This is a genomic window from Bacillus cereus group sp. BfR-BA-01309 (assembly GCF_022664315.1).
GTDB lineage: Bacteria > Bacillota > Bacilli > Bacillales > Bacillaceae_G > Bacillus_A > Bacillus_A mobilis.
Map to the genome: position 1 here is coordinate 64,309 of NZ_JAKUHE010000001.1, position 21,549 is coordinate 85,857.

Consider the following 21,549-nt stretch of genomic DNA (forward strand, 5'->3'; position numbering starts at 1 on the left):
GAAACATCCTCCGTGTAATAAAAAATTATTTGTATTTTTAATCGTTATTTAACATTTTTGAAAGCATTTTATTTGTTTTATACAATCCGTAAGTTAAATCACGTTGATCTTCTTCACTTAGTTTCTCAAGATTATGAGTGAAATTATTATATATTTGTTTCCATCTCTCATAATGTACCTTTTCAGCTTTTTCTGTCAGAGAAATGAGTATAGCTCTTTTGTCTACCGTATCTTGTTTTTTTATAATATATCCGTTTAGTTCTAAATTGCGAACTGTCACGCTTAATTGCTGTTTAGGTATATTTAAATAACTAGCAATCATTTTTAAATTTACAGGCACCTTTTGTTGTGCGATATATTCCACTACGTGTTGCTCTATATGTGTAAATTCAGATGATTTTTCCGATAATAATTTGAAAGTACCTGACATATTTAATAACAAATTCATGTATTCGTTTAATAATTCGTTTTGGGTCATCATTTTCGCTTCCTTTATGCGTTTAGTAATTATTTTATTACTATTTTAATTTTAAATCAAATAATTTAATCTATTATAGTAAATTAATGTTTACTATATTTTTTATAAAATTATATGAATTGAAATAGAAGAGTATGAGAGATGCTTTTAGGAGAGGAGAGTATGACCGGAAAGGAAATATTACTAAATACGAATAACTAATGCATGCAATGTCTTTTTCAGTTATTATGTTGTAAATAATTTTATGTTAAAATCTTTTACATAATGAAATAAAGGGGTAGTATTCTATGGGTTATTTTTCAAATGGTTTATTAGTTTTGTTTGTTTTGATCGTCTGTAGCTGTATGATTTTTGGTTGATAAAATAATGATAGATTTATATAAAAGAAGTTAACTGAGCTGAGGTTAACTTCTTTTTATTTTATGTTGAGAAGGAATAATATTGTTCTTATGGAAGTTTGTTTAAGCTAATTTCATATTAAGACTAATTTTATGAAGTACAAACAAACGACAGAATAAGGAGTATTCACATGAATAATAGTATTAATTACACAATGGAACACCCGACAGATTTCAATGGATTATTAGCGTTATATGAATCTTTAGGATGGAATTCGCTTCAATTAACGGTTAACGAGTTAGAACAAATGTGTAAACGAAGTTGGTATGCAATGTATGCTTTTGATGATAAGAAATTAGTAGGGATGGGGCGTATTATATCGGATGGTGTAATTACGGGTGTTATTTGTGGTGTTTGTGTATTGCCAGAGTATCAGTCCATAGGTATCGGAAAAGAAATAGTAAAACGATTAATCCGGCACTGTGAACAAAACAAGGTTATACCACAACTTATGTGTGTGGAAAAATTGCAATCTTATTATGAATCTATAGGATTTGAGGCATTTTCTGTTGGAATGACAAAACAAATAATAAGATAGTGGGGCTTCTTCTTTTTGGTTTACTTATATTTTTTTTAATAAAAGAGCATGTTTGAAAAAATTCAAACATGCTCTTTTATTAAATGAAATCTAATTAAGATTAACGGCCTAAACCGTTCCAATAAAAAGAAACAATTTCTTGTGCTAATTCATCTATATTTGCAAGAATAGGATTGTGATTTTCATCTTTAAAATTCCCAATTGATAATAAAGATATGAAAGCATGAGCAGCAAATGTAGCGTTTCCTTTCGGGATTTCTCCAATTTGCATTGCATTATTGAGTGCTTTTTCCAATACATCATACATGCTATCTTCAGCGTCTTTTAATTCTTTCAATTGTTCTTCAGATAATGATAGTTTTGCATCTTTCATAAAATTTTTCATATCAATATCCATCGTTGCGTGTAAATAGACTTTAGCGAAGTCCAATAGTCTTTCTTCCAAGTTTTTATTTGTAGAGAGTATTTGGTGCATATTCTCTCGTATACGTATCATCATTTGAAGCATTGTAGCGGTAAATAAATCGGCTTTTGTTGAATAGTAATAGTAGACGGTTGCTTTCGTAACACCACAAACTTTTGCAACTTCATCCATTGAAACAACTTGATAATTTTGAGTAAGAAATAACCGAGTTGCAACTTCTAAAATCATTTCTTTTTTAGATTTTGTATTTTTATTTCGACGAGGCCTCCCGAGAGGACGTTGTTTTTGTTCCAAATCCATTCGCTCCTGACATGTATTGTTGAGATAATTATAACACAAATTTTTATTCATTCTTGATTAATTAACCGACCGGTATATATAATTAATATTGGAGGAGAAAAGGAAGGTGGGGTTTTATGAAAAAGCACCCGTTACATATGTTAGGAAGGCTTGTAGCAGGGAAGCATACACAATGGATAACTTTAACGTTATGGATTCTTATTACATTATTACTTTCATTTACGTTACCACAAGTAAATAGTACGAAAGAACCGAATCCGAAAAATTTACCTGAAACAGCTATGTCGCAGCAAGCGGAAGCGCTTATGAACAAAGAGTTTCCGAATAATGCAGGAAACCCATTGTTAGTAGTATGGTATAGAGATGGTGGATTACAGTCACAGGATTATAAACTTATACAAGACGTTTATAAGGAATTAAAGGCCAGTCCTTTAAAGGAACAATCAACATTACCGCCATTTGATACAATTCCGGAACAAGTATTATCAAAAAGTGCATCAAAAGATGGTACATCATTTGTTACACCAGTATTCTTTAACAAGACGGCTGGAACAGATATATTAAAAGGAAATCTTGATGATTTAAGAAACATAGTGAATAGTAAGGTCGATGAAGATCCATTTAAACGAAAAATAAGTGACTCTGGTTTACATATTCGATTATCTGGACCTGTAGGGATTCAAACGGATGCAGTTAGTTTATTTAGTCAAGCAGATGTGAAATTGTTAGTTGCTACTGTACTACTAGTATTAGTCTTATTAATTTTATTGTATCGTTCACCGATTTTAGCAATTTTACCTTTACTTGTTGTTGGTTTTGCATACGGTATTATTAGTCCTACACTTGGTTTTTTAGCTGATCACGGATGGATTAAAGTAGATGCCCAAGCGATATCAATTATGACAGTATTATTGTTTGGTGCTGGAACGGATTATTGTCTATTTTTAATTTCGAGATATCGAGAGTACTTGTTAGAAGAAGAAAGTAAATATAAGGCGCTGCAATTTGCAATGAAAGCTTCTGGCGGAGCAATTATAATGAGTGCGTTAACTGTTGTACTTGGATTAGGAACATTATTACTTGCTCATTATGGTGCCTTTCATCGGTTTGCAGTGCCATTTAGTGTTGCTGTATTCATAATGGGAATTGCTGCTTTAACAATTTTACCAGCGTTATTATTAATTTTCGGTAGAACTGCATTCTTCCCATTTATACCGAGAACAGCTTCAATGAATGAAGAATTTGCAAGAAAGAAAAAGAAAGTCGTAAAAGTTAAAAAATCAAAAGGTGCCTTTAGTAAAAAACTTGGAGATGTTGTAGTACGAAGACCGTGGACAATAATTATGCTCACTGTATTTGTATTAGGTGGATTGGCTTCATTTGTACCACGTATTCAATACACATATGACTTACTAGAATCGTTTCCTAAAGATATGCCTTCCCGCGAAGGATTTACGTTAATTAGTGATCATTTCTCAGCGGGTGAACTAGCGCCAGTAAAAGTTGTTGTTGATTCGAAGGGAAAAGAGCTTCCTATTAAAGAAGAACTAGAGAAATTTTCTTTCGTAAAAACTGTGAAAGACCCAAAAGAGGGTAAAGAAAATAAGCAAATACAAATGTATGAGGTTTCTTTAGCTGAAAATCCATACTCAATTGAAGCGTTAGATCAAATCCCTAAATTGAAAAACAGTGTAGAAAAAGTATTAAAAAATGCAGAGATTAGTAATGCTGAAGATCAATTGTGGATTGGCGGAGAAACGGCGTCATTATACGATACAAAGCAAATTACAGAACGTGATGAAGCAGTTATCATTCCAGTAATGATTAGTATTATAGCTTTATTATTACTTGTTTACTTACGATCAATTGTCGCGATGATTTATTTAATTGTAACTGTTGTTTTATCATTCTTCTCAGCATTAGGCGCAGGATGGATATTACTTCACTTCGGTATGGGAGCGCCGGCCATTCAAGGTGCGATACCGTTGTATGCATTCGTATTTCTAGTTGCTTTAGGTGAAGATTATAATATTTTTATGGTTTCAGAAATATGGAAAAACAGAAAGACACAAAATCACCTGGATGCAGTAAAAAATGGCGTTATACAAACAGGTAGTGTCATTACATCCGCAGGTTTAATTTTAGCAGGAACTTTTGCAGTATTAGGTACACTGCCAATTCAAGTTCTTGTTCAATTTGGTATTGTAACTGCAATTGGAGTATTACTAGATACGTTTATCGTAAGACCGTTACTTGTACCAGCAATTACAGTTGTTCTAGGACGCTTTGCTTTTTGGCCAGGAAAGCTTTCAAGAAAGAGTGAAGAGATACAAAAAGTGGATGCATAGTTGAAAAAGCCAAGGATATTTTCCTTGGCTTTTTTCTATATTGTTTATTAATTTTTTTTAAGTCAAATCTTCAGCTTCACCGTGTTCAGCATCTTCAATAGCGGTTTCTGGCATTCCATATAAGCCGTTCATTGCTTGTTCTTCGATATTGAGATTTGCATTATTATTATTTTGAATAGGTGTAGCATTTTTGGTAACATTTTCTTTTTTATTTACATTTTTGTTATTCATGTATGCATCCTCCGAATTTCATTTGATTTATTTATAGTATGTGGATGTATTTCTAGAAATATGTGAATGGATATTTTGTAGATATAAAATGAAAATCTTAAACGAAAAGGAATAAATAGTTATGATAAAAACCAGGGAGTTAGCCTTTTAAAATATAAATAAGTATTTATAGGAAATATAGCTTCATTTGTGGTCTAATAGTAAATAGATATAAAAGTTTTAATCTCCTTTATTTTACAACTGGTGAAGAGTTCGAATATTTTAGTAGGGGACGAAATAAAGGGAATTACGTGAGAATTGAAAAGATGAAATCCTAATTCATAATATGGAAAAATTGTATTGTAGAGCATTTGAGAAAACAAGTTTCAATGAAATGATTGAACGAATAAATAGACATATAGAATATACAGGTTTTAAAGGTATAGTAGCAATGAATAAGGAAAATGAATTCGTTGGTTTACAAACAGGTAGTGTCATTACATCAGCAGGATTAATCTTAGCAGGAACTTTTGCAAAATTAGGTACACTTCCAATTCAAGTTCTCGTTCAATTTGGTATTGTACCAGCAATTACAGTTGTTTTAGGTCCTTTGCTTTTTGGCCTGGAAATCATTAGGGAGAAGAGAAGCAATTAAGAAATAGAGATACTTTATAAAAAAGAAGGTTGCCGACAAAGTCAGTAAAACTGATTTTATCAGCAACCTTTTTTATACGTTGGAAGGATTAATCATAGTTATTTTCAGTATAAACGATGAAGACTATGGCTGCTGAATTGTTAAATGAATTGAAATTTTCTTATCAGACATAATAATTTGTAAGAAATTCCATTCAGTGAGAAATTTTCTATATTATATGTTGTTATAGGATGATTAAAATGTGGGAAACAATTATCGTTTATTTTCCGAAGTGGAAAATTTTTTTACAAGCTTTTATTGTATTTGTAATTCCATATGTTGTTTCAAAGTTCTTTAGTTGGATTCGTCAATTAGAAAAAGAATAATCCAACAAACTAATTTGGAATTAATGTTAGATTCAATTGAAGAAGAATATGGACATTTGGAGAAGGCGAGAACTAGGGAAGGAGGTTAACAGGTTCGAATGTACTTGAAGCTTTGTAAGAAAGAGTGATGAAGGTGAAAGAACAGGATTCAATGGTTAATCAAAGTCAAGGACAGGCTAAAACAAATAGGGATAATCCTACTAAAGTTTCTGAGTATTTTTTTACAGGTAATTTTAATTCAGATTTGGAGGCTATACAAAAAGAGATAATTTATAACTCGGATGTTTATTGTCGAGAGTTTAACATCGGCGGGACTAGCATTCGAGCTGTTATTGTCTTTATTGAAGGGCTGTCTAATTTAGATCTTATTGATATGCATATTTTGAAATCACTGATGTGTAATTTTTATGATACGTATAAAGGTGAATCATTTAATGTAAAAGAGAGCATTTCAAAAGAATTTATTAAAAACCGTGTTCTTCCTGTTAGTGGAATTGATGAAGTACAATCTATACAAAAAATGATGCCAAAAGTGTTAATGGGTTCAACGGCATTATTAATTGATGGGTTTTCAGATGTATTAATACTAAATACAAAAAAGGGAAAAACGCGTAATGTTGAAGAACCAATATCAGAGGGATCAGTTAGAGGGCCGCGGGTAGGTTTCACAGAAGTTTTGTCTGATAATACGGCCTTGTTACGTTTACACGGCGAAAATGAAGGGTTATCTTTAATAAAATTACAAGTAGGAGAACGGGCAAAGAAAGAGTTGGTTGTCGCCTTTATGAAAGAAATAGCTGATTTAGAATTAGTAGAAGAAGTTAAGAAGAGGATTCAGAAAATTAATATTGATAATGTACCGGAATCAGGTTATGTAGAACAACTAATTGAAGACAATTATCTTAGTCCCTTCCCACAAGTGCAGAGTACGGAACGGCCTGATAAAGTGATTGCGGCATTAATGGAGGGGAGGGTTGCAATTTTATTAGATGGAACACCTTTTGCGTTAATCGTTCCGGTTACATTTAGTATGATGATGCAATCACCTGAAGATTATTATGAGCGCTGGATACCCGGTACGTTGATTCGGTTATTACGCTTTGTAACGGCTTTTATTTCATTATTTGCTCCAGCTCTGTACATTTCATTTATATCATTTCATCCTGGATTGATTCCGACTAAATTGGCAATTTCAATTATAGGAGGACGAGAAGGTGTTCCATTCCCTGCGATTATAGAGGCTTTGTTTATGGAAATTGCAATCGAAATTTTACGAGAAGCAGGATTAAGACTGCCTAAGCCGATTGGGTCAGCGATGGGAATTGTAGGAGGATTAATCATTGGACAAGCTGCCGTATCAGCTGGAATTGTGAGTCCAATAATGGTAATTGTTGTAGCGTCCACAGCTATTTCTTCTTTTGCTCTTTCCCATTATAGTACGGCAATCCCATTACGCATTCTTCGCTTTGTCGCAATGTTTTTCGCAGCGATATTTGGTTTATATGGAGTTGTACTATTTTTCCTCTTTATATGTAGTCATATTGCAAGGCTTAAAAGTTTTGGTGTACCTTATGCTAGTCCAGCTGTTTTATATCAATTTTCTGATTGGAAGGATTTTATGTTTCGAATGCCAATTCAGATGATGAAACGGCGTCCAAAAATGTTGAATTTAAAAGACTATGTAAGGAAAGGAAAGGAAAAGGAATGATAATCAATTCAAAAGATAAAATTCCAACGTCACAAGCAATTGTTATTCTGATTAATACTATACTTGCTATCGGCATTCTCACTTTACCTAGAACAGCAGCTGAGAAAATACATACACCTGATGTTTGGATAACTGTTATTTTAGGAGGGGTAATCGCGATAATTGCAGGAATAATTATCGTGAAATTAAGTCAACAATTTCCTGAAAAAACATTTTATCAATATAGCCAGGAAATTGTAGGGAAATGGCTTGGAGTATTAATTAGCTTGTCGATTATCTGTTATTTTTTTTCATCCGCTTCATTTCAACTGAGAACGTTAACAGGGATAACGAGTTTCTTTCTATTAGAAGGTACGCCTGATTGGGCCATTATTATGCCATTTATGTGGATAAGTCTTTATTTAAACTTAGGAGGAATAAATGCGATAGCACGTATATTTGAAATTATTTTTCCAATTACAGTTCTTATTTTTTTAGTGACATCGTTTATGAGTGTCGGAATATTCGAATTTAATAACCTCCGTCCTGTATTGGGATTAGGGATTCTTCCAGCACTAAAAGGCCTAAAAACAACAACAACGGCATATACGGGTGCAGAAATCATGTTATTCCTTTTAGCATTTATGAAGAAGCCATCTCAAGCTGTCAAGGTTATTATAATTGGTACTACGATTCCGATTTTTTTTTATGTCATTACAGTGGTGATGGTTATAGGTGCATTTTCTATCGATGGGGTATTAGTGAGAACATGGCCTACAATTGATCTTATGAGAAGTTTTGAGATTCAAGGTTTAGTTTTTGAACGATTTGAATCTTTGTTACTAGTGATATGGACTATGCAAATTTTTGCAACGTATACAATTTGTTATTACGCAGCTGCGTTAGGATTAGCACAGATATTTAATAAGAATATTCATTCCTTTTTGTATGGATTACTTCCAATAATATATATCATTGCAGGACTTCCAAAAAATATTAATGAATTATTTGAACTTGGAAATATGATTAGTAACGGAGCAATAATATTATTTGGTATTATTCCTTTTCTACTTCTTATGATTTCGAAGTGGAGGAAGCAAAGTTATGACTCAAAATCTTAAAATTAGAAAAATCATTATAAGATTAACGCTAATTGTTTTTCCTTTATTACTAACAGGGTGCTGGAGCGGTCGTGAAATTGAGGAATTGGGTTTTGCAATGGGTTTAGCAATAGATAAAGAACAAGAAACAAAGATTGAGAAAGAAATCGAAGAAGAGGGCGGTGGTTATAAAAATAAGAAGCACGCAATAACAACCACCTATCAATTTGTTAGAGCACAATCATCATCAAATGGAGGAAAAGGTGGAGTAGCGCAACAAAAAGCTTATATGAATGTTTCAGAAACAGGTGATTCACTTCATCAATCTATTCGTGAAGTAGCATTAAGAAGACAAAGGCCTATCATTTTTGATCATACGAAAGTAATAGTAGTAAGTGAAGACATTGTTCGAACATATAACATAACACAGTTGATGGATTTCTTTATTCGTGATAATGAGATGCGACCTAGTTGTCTTGTTATAGTTAGTAAAGGGCTTGCTAGAGATGCGTTAAAATCAAAAGAACCAGGAGAAATTCCAGCGTTCCGCTTACTGGAAATTGAGGATAATCGGTATCGAACCTCACGATTATTAGCACCTGTGTCGCTTGCTAAACTACCAGGGAAGGTGAAATCTGGCGGGAGTTTTCTTTTGCCGAATGTAATTTCTATAAACGGAGAAGTGAAGTACGTTGGTGCTGCCGTAATTAAAGGAAGTACAAAAAAACTCCGTGGCTGTTTGAATGAAAGTGAATTAGAAGGTTTAACGTGGATAACTGCAAATGGAAAAGGTGGTTTAGTGAAAAGTTATGATAAAAAGACGAAAAAACCTGTTATGTATGAAATAAAATCTATAAAAGGTAAAATTAAATCCCATGTAAAAGGAGATAAAATTTCTTTTGATGTAAATGTTCAGTCTGTAGGGCGAATATCTGAAAGTTGGGCGTCTGATGCGGCATTTAAAAATGCATTTCTCAAAAGAGCAGAGCAAACAACGGAACAAGAAGTGAAGCGATTGGTACATCATACATTACAAAAGATTCAAAAGGAATATAAAACTGACGTTGCTGGTTTCAGCACTAGTTTGAAAATCGAGTATCCAGAAGTATGGAAGAAAGTTGAAAAGAATTGGGATAAGGTGTTTAGTAAGACACCAATCAAATATAATGTTAAGCTGACGATTGAAGACTATGGTACGAAAAGTGCTTAACGAATGAAGAAAATGAAATACAAAAAAAGCTCTAAAGCGTGAATTTCTTTGAATATGCTCTAGAGCTTTTTATTGTGTAGGTTTATTGTATTTAGTAATATAAAGATATGTATGTAGTTTTAATATTCTTTATTTTAAGATTATTTATAAAAACTTTGAAATATAATTACTAAAAATAGGAGGCAAAAAATGAGAATATTACCTATAGGAAAAGATCAAGCCATAATTATGAATATGGCAAAACTATATTGTAAAGTATTTGATAAAAAAATTTTGATGAAATGGTAGAACGAATTACAAGACACATGGGGTATACAGATTTTAAAGGCGTGATAGCCCTAAATGATGAAAATGAAGTTATTGGTTTTACTTATGGTTATCGCTCATTAGAAGGACAGTACTTTAATCAATTAATGAGAAAATCATTAAATTGTGGACAAGTAGAGCAATGGTTAGAAGATTGTTTTGAATTTGTAGAGTTAGCAGTGGACCCGCAATATGGAAATGAAGGACTTGGAACAAGATTACATAATGAATTATTAGAAGGGATTTCAAATAGAACGAGCGTTTTAACAACACAAATAAACAATCAAAAGGCGCGTTCGTTATATGAAAGATTAGATTGGGTGGATGTATTAGAGCCATTTCATCCAAGTAAAAATGATGTTCCATATGTAATCATGGGCAAAAATTTAAAAATAAAAGTAAATGAATAACTATTTCGTTCACAAAAGTTATTGGTTTGTAGCAATGAAGGGGAAAATAAAATGACGATAATTTATATAGAAAAAGCTACAATTTTAGATGCTGTAAAGTTAACAGAAATAATGACAAAAACATTTGATGAAGAAGCAAAACGATGGCTATGCGGTCAAGGGGATGTAATTGACTATAACATCCAACCACCAGGTTATTCTTCAGTTGAAATGATGAAATATTCGATTGAAGAATTGGATTGTTACAAAGTGATAATAGATGGGAAAATAATCGGGGGAATTATAGTTACGATCTCAGGCAAGTCATATGGCCGAATTGATCGTATTTTTGTAGAGCCTGTTTATCAAGGAAAAGGAATTGGATCAAAAGTTATTAAATTAATAGAAGAGGAATATCCAAGCATAAGGATTTGGGATCTCGAAACATCTAGTAGACAACGTAATAATCATCATTTTTATAAAAAAATGGGCTATGAAATAATTTTTAAATCTGAAGATGAGTATTGTTATGTAAAAAGAATAACTGTAGAGTCGGTTGAAGGGAACCTAATGAAGAATAAAGACATGAAAAATAGCCAATACGAAAACTGTAATCTAGCAAATACAGAGTATTATCAAGTGAATGCAAAAAACATTTCATTTGTTGGGAGTAATATAATGCATATGAATATGAGTAATTGTAATGTAAGTCAATCAAAATTTAGAAATATAAATTTTAGAAGTTCTTCATATGCAGATTTAAATCTTTCTGGTAGTAAATTTTCTTTTGTGACTTTAGGTGGAGTTCAATTTACAGATACAAGTCTTGGAGAAGATAAAAATCCTATTTTATTTAATAGATGTGATTTAGAAGGTAGTACGATAAGTAATAGTAATCTGAAAAATATTGAAATAGAAAATTGTGATATAACTGGTATGAAAATAAATGGTATTCCAATTGAAAATCTACTTGAGTTATATAATAAAGTAAAAAGTTAACCTGTAATTCGGTGTAGATAAGGTTTTCGTAAATCGGATGCTATACTGAAATAATTATGTAAAAATAACATAAAGAAATATAGAAGAGAAGGGCTTTCACCCATGGTTCTAGAATGAATATGAATTGTTATGGATATGGAGGAGAAAAGATATGGGGATCAAAGTAAGAGCGGTAGAAATTCAAGATGCTAGAGCTATTCATCGTATATGTATACAAGATGATGTTTTACCTTATATGGTTTTCTTGCCTAGTATGCGTGTAGATGCAATGGAAAATAGAATTCGAAATTTAGCGCTAAATCAATTTGAATTTGTTGCAGAGTGTGACGGGGAAGTTGTTGGATTTGTTGGGTTAACTCAAAGTCCAGGCCGTAGATCTCATTCGGGTGATTTATTTATAGGGGTAGATAGTGAATATCATAATAAAGGTATTGGGAAAGCACTTCTTACAAAAATGCTTGATTTAGCTGATAATTGGTTAATGTTAGAGCGAGTAGAGCTTGGTGTTTTAGAAACGAATCCTAAAGCGAAGTCACTATATGAAAAATTCGGATTTGTAGAAGAGGGAGTAAAGATAGGGAATTTGAAGGCTCACGGAAAGTTTATTAATGAAATAATGATGAGTCGTTTTAGACCTGATGGTTTAATCGTACATAATGAATAGTGAAAAGCATGACAGTATACTGTCATGCTTTTTATTTGTTAGTTGTTGTTAGGCAGTTTTGGTTGCAATAAAAATAATGCTAAGCCAATAAAAATAACTGTAATGCCTAGTCCTTGTTGTATAGAAATGGTCTCATTTAATATAAAGTACGCTAGTATACAAGTCCCAATTGTTTCTCCTAAAATACTCATAGATATTACAGTAGCACTCATCCATTTTAATAACCAATTAAAAATTGTTTGCCCTAAAATCGTTGCAATGAAAGCTAAGCCAATAAAGCATACCCAAGTTTGTGTAGAATAATGGATGAAAGCTTCGTTTTGCATGTAAGCAAATATACCAAGAAAACAGGCGCTACTTCCATAACTAATTACCGAATACGGTATAAGTGATAAATCTTTACGAACATGTTGGCTAATGAAAAAGTATGCGGTAATAATTCCAGCTGCAATAAACGCTAAAATGTCCCCGTATAAAGCTTCTCCGCTAATTTGGAAATCTTGCCATCCGATAACGCTACTTCCAGAAATGGCGATTAGGCAACCAATAACTGCTCCTTTCGTAAATCTCTCCTTAAATAAAAAGTAACCACCAATCATTGAAAATAAAGGTTGTAACGTTACGATAACTGTAGAGCTTGCTACAGAAGTATATTGTAAGGATTCAAACCAAAGTACATAATGTGCGGCCAAAAATAACCCCGATAGGAATCCGAATCCCCATTGTCTTCTTGTTAATGTTTTTAGCTCACTTCGATTATTTTTATTAAATAGTAATAACGGTAACAGAATCAGTCCAGCAAAGAATAATCGATAAAAAGCAACGATAGCCGCAGGAGCGTCTGCTAATTTGACAAAAATTGCTGAAGTTGATAGGGCGAATACGCCAAAAAATAAGATGCAATATGAGAGAATAGGTGATTTCACAGTTTGTTCCTCCGATACAATGTTTATTATAATGAACTTAATACGATATAATGTACAAAGGTAAGTATATAAGTCACTGAGATGATAGGAAAGGATTATTTGCCTTTGTTTACTATGTCAGCACAAAGACAGCGAAAGCTGCAATATGATGGACGAAAGGAAGTTTTTACTATGATCCATGATAGACTCGGACAAACTGTATTAAGTTATCGTAAGAAAAATAATATGACAATTCGTGAATTTGCTGATTATGCAGGGATTAGCACGTCATTAATTAGTCAAATTGAAAGAGGACATGCGAATCCTTCTTTAAGTGTATTGGAATTAATTGCGAAAGCATTAAATGTACCATTATTTACACTTTTTATTAATGAAATCGATACAGATTCACTCATTTCTAAGAAAAAAGATCGGAAAAAAGTATATAGGGAAAACAATGATCACATTGTGTATGATGTATTAACACCGGATTTTATGAAAGCTCGTATTGAAATGTTAATGATGGATTTAAATAAACAAGCAAAAACAACGGAAAGTCATTATTCACATGAAGATAAGGAAGAGATTGCTGTTGTCATGAAAGGAGAAGTGTATGTGGAGTTAGAAGGAAAAGAATATTTTTTAGAAGAAGGCGATGTTGTACGTATTCCGCCAAATGTGAAACATCGTTTTTTGAATAAAAGTGATGAATCCAATCATATTTTATTTGTATTGACGCCATCTTTAGGATGAGTATAAAGTAATTTTTATTATGGGGGATAAAAAGATGGAAAATAAAACTGTTCTAAAAAGTGGCCTTTCAATTATTGCTCAATGTAAAAGACAAACAAATGATATTTGGCATGCACATTTCGGAGCAGCTGCAATTGCTAGTTATTTTTTCATAAAAGATAACAATATGGAAGAAGAAATAACTCGTAATATCTTTTCCCAAACAAAAAGGATGCTGAACAAGCAAAATCTAGGTGGAATCATCAATAATAAAGAAGAAATTGATTTTCAAAGTGCTGAAAAAATGATTATAGAATCATTGGAACATACAATTGATGAACTTCATTGGGTGGGGCATAATGTCATTTATGCTGCATTAAGTTTATTAGCTATGAAAGAGTTACAAAAATGGGGCGATAATCAAGAGATTGAAGGGATTACTAACCTTATATTTTCGTTTCGTAAAACAATTCCTGGTAGATCGTGGATTGGTTTTACAACAAAGGAAGTAAAACAATTACATATAAAAGATGAGATAGTAAATGAATTAAGAAATCCGAAACAATTATCTACATTTATTTTGAAGGAGCTCTCGCAATTTAATATTATTTATAGAGCGGAAGCACACCATGATTTAATGGGTCATTTACTTACTTTTTCTCATGCAATTAATATTATGTATGACTTAGGGCATAGAGATATATTCCATCGAGCGATGCGACCACTGTTAAAGCTAGTATACGTGTTACGTGCTAGTCAAAATCTTATGCCGAATACTGAAATAAACTTGCACTCACCAATAGACCGTTTACCTTTAATCGAATCTAAACGTGCTCATATATTACCAACAGAAAATCAATTTTGGTTAAAAGACTATAGTACATTTGATTGGAATTTCGGACATGTCTTTAAATTCTCATATAGTTATTTTGATCATATAAAGAGAGCTCCAAAATATAAAGAAATAACATTAGAGAAATTTCGATTTATTATTAATATGTAATGGAGTCTAATGATCTATATAAAGGGGGTAAATTTAAAATTTCTTTGTAGTTAGTCTATTATTTTAAAATTTGTAAGATTTTACATACGTATTTTACTTTTACTAATTATGTAAATAGGCTATACTAAAATACATACATTTTAGTATTGGAGAGAGAAGTAAAACGACATGGAATTAGTGAAATTAGAGAAAGTAATAGAAATTAAAAAAGAAGAGTTGTTATATTTAGTATCGGATTATGGAATTCAACATGAAAAAGTACTGGCATTAAGCCAAGAAATAGACAAATTGATTAATTACTTTATGTTTTTAAAATAAAAAGAACTATGACATGATGTGAAAATGTTATAGTTCTTTTTTATTTGGAAATTCAGATAAATATTCTATATACTGTTAATTAATAGAATATTCAATTTGGAAGGAGGGGCATATATGATTTTATATACGCATATTTCAGGTGAAGGGGAGCCAATTATGCTGTTACATTCTGGTGGTACGACAGGTTTAGTAGAATTTGAAGAGCAGGTAGCATTCTTTCAAGAAGAAAATTATCAAGTCATTCGTCCTGATTTAAGAGGGCATGGAAAGTCAGGGGGGACATTAGAGAATTATTTCCTACGTTCTGTAAAGGATATAAATGATACGTTAGTACATTTACAAATTGATAGATGTCATATAGCTGGTGTTTCCCTAGGAGGATTAGTCGCATTATTATTTGCAAAAAACTATCCAGATAGAGTGAGAACATTAACTTTTTCAGGTATCTTTCCGCTTAAGAGAGAAAATTGGGAGGAGTCTCAAGAGTATGAAGCGAAGTGTCATCAGCAATTGATGGAAAATGAAGAAGTTGTAACTTATATGAATCAAATTCATGAAAAAAGTGATTGGAAAGCATTGCTTGAATCGTGGCAAGTTAAAGATTGGTATCCATTCGATGAAGCTGGCGATGTAGGTAATCTTCAAGTTCCTACACTTTGTATTGCTGGGGGAGATTCAGAAGATGAAGTTGTAGCTGCCACAACCTTCAAACAATTAAACGACAATATACATATTGCTGTAATTCCGTTTGCTGGTCATTTAGTGCATAATGATCAACCGGAAATCTATTCGAATATATTGTCTAATTTCTTACAGAATGCACAAGCTGCTAGTCGAATATAAGGACTTTTGGGTATAATAATAAAGGAATTATTAATTGTATCGGTTAGGAGCGCAGCACATATGAAAACAGTTGTTGTTATCGGTGGAGGTATAACGGGACTTTCTACTATGTTTTATTTAGAAAAATTAAAAAAGGATTATAATGTTGATTTAAATTTAATCCTTGTAGAAAAAGAAAAGTATTTAGGCGGTAAAATCCATAGTGTAGAAGAAAAAGATTTTATTATGGAATCAGGGGCAGATTCTATCGTTGCTCGTAATGAACATGTTATGCCACTTGTAAAAGATTTAAATTTAGAAGAACAAATGGTATATAACGAAACAGGTATTTCTTACATATATTCTGATAATACTTTACATCCAATTCCTTCTGACACTATATTTGGGATACCGATGAGTGTCGAGTCATTGTTCAGCAGTACGCTAGTATCAACGAAAGGGAAAATTGTTGCTTTAAAAGATTTCATAACGAAAAATAAAGAGTTTACAAAAGATACTTCACTTGCTGTATTTTTAGAAAGCTTTTTAGGGAAAGAATTAGTGGAAAGACAAATTGCCCCAGTGCTTTCAGGTGTATATTCCGGTAAATTGAATGAACTTACTATGGCATCGACATTACCGTATTTACTGGATTATAAAAATAAATATGGAAGTATTATTAAAGGTTTTGAAGAGAATAAAAAACAGTTTCAATCAGCAGGAAACAAAAAGTTCGTATCATTTAAAGGTGGACTATCTACGATTATTGATCGTTTAGAAGAAGTGCTAACTGAGACTGTTGTTAAGAAAGGTGTTGTAACGACAGCTGTAAGGAAACAAGGTAATCGCTATGAAATCTCCTTTGCAAATCACGAATCAATCCAAGCTGATTATGTTGTTGTAGCAGCTCCGCATAATATCGCAGAATCTTTATTACAGTCTAATGAGTTAAACGAGCAGTTTCATACATTTAAAAACTCATCTCTTATTAGTATTTACTTAGGATTTGACATATTAGATGAACAATTACCGGCGGACGGCACAGGATTTATCGTAACGGAAAATAGTGATTTACATTGTGATGCTTGTACATGGACAAGCCGGAAGTGGAAACATACATCTGGAAAACAAAAGCTATTAGTAAGAATGTTTTATAAGAGTACCAATCCAGTATATGAAACGATTCAAAACTATAGTGAAGAAGAATTAGTAAGAGTCGCTTTATATGATATTGAAAAGAGTCTCGGAATTAAAGGTGAACCAGAAGTAGTTGAAGTTACAAATTGGAAAGATTTAATGCCGAAATATCATTTAGAACATAATCAAGCGGTTCAAACATTACAAGAAAAAATGACGGATCTTTATCCTAATGTATACTTAGCTGGTGCGTCATATTACGGTGTCGGAATTGGCGCATGTATTGGAAATGGAAAGAACACTGCAAATGAAATAATGGCAACATTGCATGAACCGTCAAATTAATAATACATATATAAATAAAATGTCCCTCCGTTATGTTGGAGGGACATTTTATTTATTTTACTTGAATTGAGACCTTTTTATTTGTTGTATTATTCTCAGTAATTGTTAAGGTTATGTTCCCGGATTCTTTAAATGAATATGATGAGAGTTGATAGAGTTCTTTTATATTATGTTGTTCTTTTAATTTATTGGCAGGAATTAATGTTATGTTCGGTTTCCATGTTTCCTGTTTACCGGAAGGATAGTTTACTATTATTTCTGGGTTATTTAATTGCATTGGTTTCCAAGAGGCGAAATATAGTTCAACTTCTGTATCTTTTTTTAGTAATTCTTCTGAGAAATATCCAACCTCTCCAACATTACCGAAAACAGTAAAGTTTTGATTTTGTAGTGTGATATCTAAATGTTTAGGTTGATATGTTGCTGCGTGATAGATTCCATATGAAAGAGAAAGAGTGGCTGCAATTAAAATGCCGATTGAAAAAGTTTTAAAGCTATTGCCTTTAAAACTAGTCATCATAAATGAGTTTGGAGCGAACTTTTTTGCGAATAAAAAAATGAGTAATATGAGTAAGAGGGACAAGCCGATGAATATATACATAGAACATTTACACCTCCACAATAAAATATGACATTAACTATATTTTACCATAAATGTATGGGGAAGGGTGTTGTTTTAGAAGGGAAAAGTGAGTACGGAATCGAAATTATTAGACATATTATTTTGAGTGGAGTGATGGAAATGAAAAAATTCATTTTAAAAATAGAGAATAAAGAGATGATCATAGTACTTTGATCATCTCTTTATTTTTTCTATTCATGCAATAGTAAGAAGGGTTACTCTTAGTTCGTATTGAATTAAGAGGATAAGCTTCTCTAGAAATATTTGATTAATGGGACATTGAGGACTTTCCTAATTATAAATACTTTTTCTGCTATAATGAATGTGTAGAAAGAAAGGAGTGATCCTGTGGCATTTCCTATATTAGAAACAGAACGTTTACGTTTAGTTGAAATAGAACAATCTTATTGTCAAAAAATATATGAAATTTTTTCATTGGATGAAGTAACATGTTATTACGGTATGAATTCTTTTACAGAGTTTGGACAAGCTTCACGTATGATTGAATCTTTTTCAAAAAATTACTTCGAGAAAAAGGCAATACGATGGGGGATTGTATTAAAAGAAACAAATACTTTAGTAGGTACAATAGGATTAAATAATTTACAGCTATGGAGTAAACGATCTGAAATTGGATATGACTTACATCCTCGTTATTGGGGGAATGGTTATGCGTCAGAAGCGGCTCAAGAAATTATTCATTATGGATTTCAAGATTTAGGCTTATTTAGAATTGGAGCTATTACATATCCTGAAAATGTTACTTCTTGTAAAATGTTATCTAAAATAGGCTTTCATAAGGAAGGGTTATTACGTGGATACATTCATCAAGGAAATAAGCAACATGATGCGCTATTGTATTCTATAGTTCGAACGGATGTAGAGAATATAAATTTATAATAAAAAACCCCTCTTATAAAAGAGGGGTTAAGTAAAAATTAACCTAATTTAGGTAATAAACGTTCTCCGCTTTTCATGCTACTTTTACATAAAGGGCATTTAGGCTCTTCTTCAAATGAAAAGTTCTTTCTCATCCACCCTAAACAATCATCTGCTTCACATTCCCAAACAGGCGTTTGTTCTGGTGGTACCTCTGCTACATCGTTCTTTCGATTGCGATACATATAACCACTCCTTTTATGTAAAAAATTTTAGTTATATATTAAAAAGGTTGTTAACCGAGCTGGTAACAACCTTTTTATTGTTTGAATTATAGCTTTACAACGTTTTTAGCTTGAGGTCCACGGTTACCGTCTTCAACTTCGAAGCTAACTTCTTGACCTTCGTCAAGAGATTTGAAGCCGTCGCCAGTGATAGCTGAGAAGTGAACGAATACGTCGTTACCGTCTGCAACTTCGATGAAACCGAAACCTTTTTCGCTGTTAAACCATTTTACTTTACCTGTTAATGTCATGGTAATGCCTCCTAAAATTTAAAAAGATTACAATATGATCGGCCTTATTTGAATGAAAAATAAAAGTTCACATATTATCAAAAACCCATAAGGAGTACAAAATGTTCCAGATTGATACTTGATAATATGCAAAGAAAATATAGTGTTAAATTGACCTTAATTACTATCTTACAACAAATGGTGGGAAATAGCAAGTGCTGGTAATACCAGCGAATAATCTTGGTGATAATAGTAAAACGCACAAAGTCATCTCTTTTATTTATATATTATTCCAAATTTGGGTTTATGCTAAACATTGAATATTTTTATTGGAAATTTGTGTTAGGAAAACGATATATAGTATAAGAATAGTGTTGATATATTTGTTAAGGAGGCGAGAATATTGCAATTTAAAACAATTGAAGCAGCCAAAGAGGGAAGAAAAAAAGTTCATCCAATATTCGCTGTTATACTTGCAATTGTATTTTTAACTTTAGGTGAATTGTTCATGTTATTTATGTTGTTTTTACCGAAAGCAGAAACACTTTTAATGAAGGCAATTTATAGCGATATTGAGATGGTATTGACGTTTGGAGGTGCTATATTTTTTGTTTTTTTATGGATTAGATTCGTAGAAAAAAGATCAATTTCATCCATTGGCTTTTGGAGAAACGAGTGGATGAGAAAATATTTGAGAGGTGCATTAATAGGTTTTGTTTTCATTTCAATACCAGTCATGCTACTTTTATTAACAGGAAATGTACAACTACAAATGCAACAAATTACACCAACCGCTATATTTGGAATTGTGGGGTCTTTAGTTGCTTTTTTAATACAAGGTGCAACAGAAGAAATAGTTGTTCGAGGTTGGTTATTTCCAGTCCTTTCTGTTAGAAGCCGTATATGGATCGGAGTTGTTGTAACTTCTTTTTTATTTGGCTTTCTTCATTTACTAAATCCAGGTATTACAATTCTTTCAATTTCGAATATAATATTAGTTGGTGTATTTGCAGCTTTTTATGTTCTGAAGGACAGTAGTCTTTGGGGGATATGCGCGTGGCATTCGTTGTGGAATTGGGCACAGTTTAATATTTATGGCTTTGCAGTAAGTGGAATGACGATGTATTCTACACCACTCTTTAAACCTGTAACAAGCGGATCGGAATTCCTTCATGGAGGGTCGTTTGGAATTGAGGGGAGTATCATAACAACAATCATGCTTTCTATCTCTTCAATTGTATTATGGAGACAGTTATGGGGGAAAAAAGCGAGGCAAAGAGATTTAAGTTAATGAAAGTGGGAGAAACAATGGGGATTATAGCGTTTGAGGGAGCAAGTGCTGTTGGTAAGAGCAGCACTTGTCGTGAGTTAGAAAAAAATTATGGTGCTTATATTATACCTGAAGTGAATTTTTTATTTGAAAGACCAAAAAATGAGCATACAACCTGGTATTTTGAAAAACAAGTAGAGCGCTGGGAAATAGCAGTGCAGAAGTCAGAGCAGTATGAATTAGTAATACTTGATGGTGATATTTATCAGCCAATTAGTTATAATTGGTGTTTCCATTTTGAGGTATTTAATCAGCCGTTATCTTTAATAGAAAACTTTTATAAAGAAAAGCTGATACATAGGGAAATTGGTTTTCCTGATCAATATTTTTATTTATATACGAATGATGAAGAACTTAGAAAACGGAAAGAATCTGACGAGACAAAAAGAAGAAGAAACTTTGAAAAACATTTACAAATATCAAAATCGTTTCAACGTTATTATGAAAATTTAAATGCTGTTACAGACGGGTATTGCAAAATGATTGATGCGAAAAGTGTAAAATCGAATGAATTAGCAATTGTGAAAAGTTTAAACAATTTAAATGTGTCTGAAGGGAGCCGTTTTGATATTTCGAGGTTAGATACGATTACGAAGTGGTTAAAAGAACAACGTGCATAAAAACAACGAGTGCCTTATAAGGTGCTCGTTGTTTTTTTTATCTATTATAAATTGATTTTAAAATTTGTAAGTTTGCTTCTTCATTTTTCTTAATGGCATTTGTATATGTAGCTAGAAAGAGATGAGAAGGATAAACCGGTAGTTCACCGCAAATATCAATACCATAGACATTTTTATTCCTAATAAGAGCGTGAATATATTTTAAAAGTGTAGAGAGTTTCATATGTCCTTGATCCCAATTTGTAACTCA

23 protein-coding genes and 4 pseudogenes are annotated in these 21,549 nt (G+C 32.2%); 19 read left to right on the plus strand and 8 right to left on the minus strand.

Annotation, left to right across the window (positions count from 1 at the left end):
- Positions 1–37: 37 nt before the first annotated feature.
- Entirely contained in the window at positions 38–478 is a 441-nt protein-coding gene (locus tag MR115_RS00290; protein WP_242239959.1) for a MarR family winged helix-turn-helix transcriptional regulator, read from the minus strand.
- Between the two features lie 529 nt (positions 479–1,007).
- Here MR115_RS00290 and MR115_RS00295 point away from each other — a divergent pair.
- Positions 1,008–1,415, plus strand: coding sequence for a GNAT family N-acetyltransferase (locus tag MR115_RS00295; protein WP_242239206.1), 408 nt, complete (start codon positions 1,008–1,010; stop codon positions 1,413–1,415).
- A 100-nt stretch (positions 1,416–1,515) separates the two neighbouring features.
- Here MR115_RS00295 and MR115_RS00300 read toward each other — a convergent pair whose 3' ends face one another.
- Positions 1,516–2,133 (minus strand): TetR/AcrR family transcriptional regulator, encoded by a 618-nt coding sequence (locus MR115_RS00300; RefSeq protein ID WP_242239207.1) that lies wholly within the window; start codon positions 2,131–2,133, stop codon positions 1,516–1,518.
- A 122-nt stretch (positions 2,134–2,255) separates the two neighbouring features.
- Between MR115_RS00300 and MR115_RS00305 the strand changes: the two genes are divergently transcribed.
- Positions 2,256–4,487, plus strand: coding sequence for an MMPL family transporter (locus tag MR115_RS00305; RefSeq protein WP_242239208.1), 2,232 nt, complete (start codon positions 2,256–2,258; stop codon positions 4,485–4,487).
- A gap of 57 nt (positions 4,488–4,544) precedes the next feature.
- Here MR115_RS00305 and MR115_RS00310 read toward each other — a convergent pair whose 3' ends face one another.
- Complete coding sequence (locus tag MR115_RS00310) at positions 4,545–4,718, minus strand: DUF4021 domain-containing protein (RefSeq protein WP_098587002.1); 174 nt, start codon at positions 4,716–4,718, stop codon at positions 4,545–4,547.
- 325 nt (positions 4,719–5,043) lie between these two features.
- Here MR115_RS00310 and MR115_RS00315 point away from each other — a divergent pair.
- The 9 genes and pseudogenes from MR115_RS00315 to MR115_RS00350 form a co-directional block, all read left to right on the plus strand.
- A pseudogene (locus tag MR115_RS00315) lies at positions 5,044–5,187 on the plus strand (GNAT family N-acetyltransferase); the annotation flags it as partial.
- A pseudogene (locus MR115_RS00320) lies at positions 5,176–5,333 on the plus strand (MMPL family transporter); the annotation flags it as partial. The pseudogenes MR115_RS00315 and MR115_RS00320, both read left to right, overlap by 12 nt.
- Before the next feature lie 258 nt (positions 5,334–5,591).
- The gene (locus MR115_RS29790; protein ID WP_255290239.1) at positions 5,592–5,717 is read left to right on the plus strand and encodes a hypothetical protein; all 126 of its coding nucleotides are present in this window, start codon (positions 5,592–5,594) and stop codon (positions 5,715–5,717) included.
- A 127-nt stretch (positions 5,718–5,844) separates the two neighbouring features.
- A complete protein-coding gene (locus MR115_RS00325) occupies positions 5,845–7,425 on the plus strand; it encodes a spore germination protein (protein ID WP_242239209.1) in 1,581 nt (526 codons plus the stop codon).
- Positions 7,422–8,525 (plus strand): spore germination protein, encoded by a 1,104-nt coding sequence (locus MR115_RS00330; protein WP_242239210.1) that lies wholly within the window; start codon positions 7,422–7,424, stop codon positions 8,523–8,525. The genes MR115_RS00325 and MR115_RS00330 overlap by 4 nt, the downstream gene beginning before the upstream one ends.
- Positions 8,509–9,714, plus strand: coding sequence for a Ger(x)C family spore germination protein (locus MR115_RS00335; RefSeq protein WP_242239211.1), 1,206 nt, complete (start codon positions 8,509–8,511; stop codon positions 9,712–9,714). Before MR115_RS00330 ends, MR115_RS00335 begins: the two co-directional genes overlap by 17 nt.
- 189 nt (positions 9,715–9,903) lie before the next feature.
- A pseudogene (locus MR115_RS00340) lies at positions 9,904–10,430 on the plus strand (GNAT family N-acetyltransferase).
- A gap of 51 nt (positions 10,431–10,481) precedes the next feature.
- Complete coding sequence (locus tag MR115_RS00345; protein ID WP_242239212.1) at positions 10,482–11,408, plus strand: GNAT family N-acetyltransferase; 927 nt, start codon at positions 10,482–10,484, stop codon at positions 11,406–11,408.
- Positions 11,409–11,559: 151 nt separating this feature from the next.
- Entirely contained in the window at positions 11,560–12,072 is a 513-nt protein-coding gene (locus MR115_RS00350; RefSeq protein WP_242239213.1) for a GNAT family N-acetyltransferase, read from the plus strand.
- 38 nt (positions 12,073–12,110) lie between these two features.
- Here the strand turns inward: MR115_RS00350 and MR115_RS00355 are convergent, their stop codons facing one another.
- Positions 12,111–12,998 (minus strand): DMT family transporter, encoded by an 888-nt coding sequence (locus MR115_RS00355; RefSeq protein ID WP_097864290.1) that lies wholly within the window; start codon positions 12,996–12,998, stop codon positions 12,111–12,113.
- Positions 12,999–13,169: 171 nt separating this feature from the next.
- On the opposite strand from MR115_RS00355, the gene MR115_RS00360 reads away from it, so the two are divergent.
- The 5 genes from MR115_RS00360 (at position 13,170) to MR115_RS00380 (ending at position 17,334) form a co-directional block, all read left to right on the plus strand.
- Complete coding sequence (locus MR115_RS00360; RefSeq protein ID WP_063261085.1) at positions 13,170–13,730, plus strand: helix-turn-helix domain-containing protein; 561 nt, start codon at positions 13,170–13,172, stop codon at positions 13,728–13,730.
- Between the two features lie 34 nt (positions 13,731–13,764).
- A complete protein-coding gene (locus tag MR115_RS00365; protein WP_242239214.1) occupies positions 13,765–14,712 on the plus strand; it encodes a hypothetical protein in 948 nt (315 codons plus the stop codon).
- Positions 14,713–14,880: 168 nt separating this feature from the next.
- On the plus strand, positions 14,881–15,030 hold the full coding sequence (locus MR115_RS00370; protein WP_000424361.1) for an aspartyl-phosphate phosphatase Spo0E family protein: 150 nt from the start codon (positions 14,881–14,883) through the stop codon (positions 15,028–15,030).
- 114 nt (positions 15,031–15,144) lie between these two features.
- Complete coding sequence (locus tag MR115_RS00375; protein WP_242239215.1) at positions 15,145–15,873, plus strand: alpha/beta fold hydrolase; 729 nt, start codon at positions 15,145–15,147, stop codon at positions 15,871–15,873.
- Between the two features lie 60 nt (positions 15,874–15,933).
- Positions 15,934–17,334: a protoporphyrinogen oxidase gene (locus MR115_RS00380; RefSeq protein WP_242239216.1), complete on the plus strand. Its 1,401-nt coding sequence runs from the start codon at positions 15,934–15,936 to the stop codon at positions 17,332–17,334.
- Between the two features lie 52 nt (positions 17,335–17,386).
- On the opposite strand, the gene MR115_RS00385 is transcribed toward MR115_RS00380, so the two are convergent.
- Complete coding sequence (locus MR115_RS00385) at positions 17,387–17,935, minus strand: hypothetical protein (protein ID WP_242239217.1); 549 nt, start codon at positions 17,933–17,935, stop codon at positions 17,387–17,389.
- Positions 17,936–18,304: 369 nt separating this feature from the next.
- Between MR115_RS00385 and MR115_RS00390 the strand changes: the two genes are divergently transcribed.
- Positions 18,305–18,856: a GNAT family N-acetyltransferase gene (locus tag MR115_RS00390; RefSeq protein WP_061679057.1), complete on the plus strand. Its 552-nt coding sequence runs from the start codon at positions 18,305–18,307 to the stop codon at positions 18,854–18,856.
- A 38-nt stretch (positions 18,857–18,894) separates the two neighbouring features.
- On the opposite strand, the gene MR115_RS00395 is transcribed toward MR115_RS00390, so the two are convergent.
- Both MR115_RS00395 and cspD read right to left on the minus strand, forming a co-directional pair.
- The gene (locus tag MR115_RS00395) at positions 18,895–19,080 is read right to left on the minus strand and encodes a cold-shock protein (RefSeq protein ID WP_061679056.1); all 186 of its coding nucleotides are present in this window, start codon (positions 19,078–19,080) and stop codon (positions 18,895–18,897) included.
- A gap of 86 nt (positions 19,081–19,166) precedes the next feature.
- Positions 19,167–19,370 carry a cold-shock protein CspD gene (cspD, locus tag MR115_RS00400; RefSeq protein WP_000176365.1) on the minus strand — a complete coding sequence of 68 codons (204 nt, stop codon included), beginning with the start codon at positions 19,368–19,370 and terminating at the stop codon, positions 19,167–19,169.
- Positions 19,371–19,752: 382 nt separating this feature from the next.
- On the opposite strand from cspD, the gene MR115_RS00405 reads away from it, so the two are divergent.
- Together MR115_RS00405 and MR115_RS00410 are read left to right on the plus strand one after the other, a co-directional pair.
- A complete protein-coding gene (locus tag MR115_RS00405) occupies positions 19,753–20,640 on the plus strand; it encodes a CPBP family intramembrane glutamic endopeptidase (RefSeq protein WP_242239218.1) in 888 nt (295 codons plus the stop codon).
- A 17-nt stretch (positions 20,641–20,657) separates the two neighbouring features.
- Positions 20,658–21,299, plus strand: coding sequence for a DEAD/DEAH box helicase family protein (locus tag MR115_RS00410; protein ID WP_242239963.1), 642 nt, complete (start codon positions 20,658–20,660; stop codon positions 21,297–21,299).
- A gap of 37 nt (positions 21,300–21,336) precedes the next feature.
- On the opposite strand, the pseudogene MR115_RS00415 reads toward MR115_RS00410, so the two are convergent.
- Positions 21,337–21,546 (minus strand): annotated as a pseudogene (locus tag MR115_RS00415) (arginase family protein); the annotation flags it as partial.
- Positions 21,547–21,549: the final 3 nt, after the last annotated feature.

What these genes read in the sequence shown, in the direction of transcription:
- MR115_RS00290 (WP_242239959.1), bottom strand. Translation starts at nt 478, where the DNA reads ATGACCCAAAACGAATTATTAAACGAATACATGAATTTGTTATTAAAT.
- MR115_RS00295 (WP_242239206.1), top strand. Translation starts at nt 1,008, where the DNA reads ATGAATAATAGTATTAATTACACAATGGAACACCCGACAGATTTCAAT.
- MR115_RS00305 (WP_242239208.1), top strand. Translation starts at nt 2,256, where the DNA reads ATGAAAAAGCACCCGTTACATATGTTAGGAAGGCTTGTAGCAGGGAAG.
- MR115_RS00310 (WP_098587002.1), bottom strand. Translation starts at nt 4,718, where the DNA reads ATGAATAACAAAAATGTAAATAAAAAAGAAAATGTTACCAAAAATGCT.
- MR115_RS29790 (WP_255290239.1), top strand. Translation starts at nt 5,592, where the DNA reads ATGTGGGAAACAATTATCGTTTATTTTCCGAAGTGGAAAATTTTTTTA.
- MR115_RS00325 (WP_242239209.1), top strand. Translation starts at nt 5,845, where the DNA reads ATGAAGGTGAAAGAACAGGATTCAATGGTTAATCAAAGTCAAGGACAG.
- MR115_RS00330 (WP_242239210.1), top strand. Translation starts at nt 7,422, where the DNA reads ATGATAATCAATTCAAAAGATAAAATTCCAACGTCACAAGCAATTGTT.
- MR115_RS00335 (WP_242239211.1), top strand. Translation starts at nt 8,509, where the DNA reads ATGACTCAAAATCTTAAAATTAGAAAAATCATTATAAGATTAACGCTA.
- MR115_RS00345 (WP_242239212.1), top strand. Translation starts at nt 10,482, where the DNA reads ATGACGATAATTTATATAGAAAAAGCTACAATTTTAGATGCTGTAAAG.
- MR115_RS00350 (WP_242239213.1), top strand. Translation starts at nt 11,560, where the DNA reads ATGGGGATCAAAGTAAGAGCGGTAGAAATTCAAGATGCTAGAGCTATT.
- MR115_RS00360 (WP_063261085.1), top strand. Translation starts at nt 13,170, where the DNA reads ATGATCCATGATAGACTCGGACAAACTGTATTAAGTTATCGTAAGAAA.
- MR115_RS00365 (WP_242239214.1), top strand. Translation starts at nt 13,765, where the DNA reads ATGGAAAATAAAACTGTTCTAAAAAGTGGCCTTTCAATTATTGCTCAA.
- MR115_RS00370 (WP_000424361.1), top strand. Translation starts at nt 14,881, where the DNA reads ATGGAATTAGTGAAATTAGAGAAAGTAATAGAAATTAAAAAAGAAGAG.
- MR115_RS00375 (WP_242239215.1), top strand. Translation starts at nt 15,145, where the DNA reads ATGATTTTATATACGCATATTTCAGGTGAAGGGGAGCCAATTATGCTG.
- MR115_RS00380 (WP_242239216.1), top strand. Translation starts at nt 15,934, where the DNA reads ATGAAAACAGTTGTTGTTATCGGTGGAGGTATAACGGGACTTTCTACT.
- MR115_RS00385 (WP_242239217.1), bottom strand. Translation starts at nt 17,935, where the DNA reads ATGTATATATTCATCGGCTTGTCCCTCTTACTCATATTACTCATTTTT.
- MR115_RS00395 (WP_061679056.1), bottom strand. Translation starts at nt 19,080, where the DNA reads ATGTATCGCAATCGAAAGAACGATGTAGCAGAGGTACCACCAGAACAA.
- cspD (WP_000176365.1), bottom strand. Translation starts at nt 19,370, where the DNA reads ATGACATTAACAGGTAAAGTAAAATGGTTTAACAGCGAAAAAGGTTTC.
- MR115_RS00410 (WP_242239963.1), top strand. Translation starts at nt 20,658, where the DNA reads ATGGGGATTATAGCGTTTGAGGGAGCAAGTGCTGTTGGTAAGAGCAGC.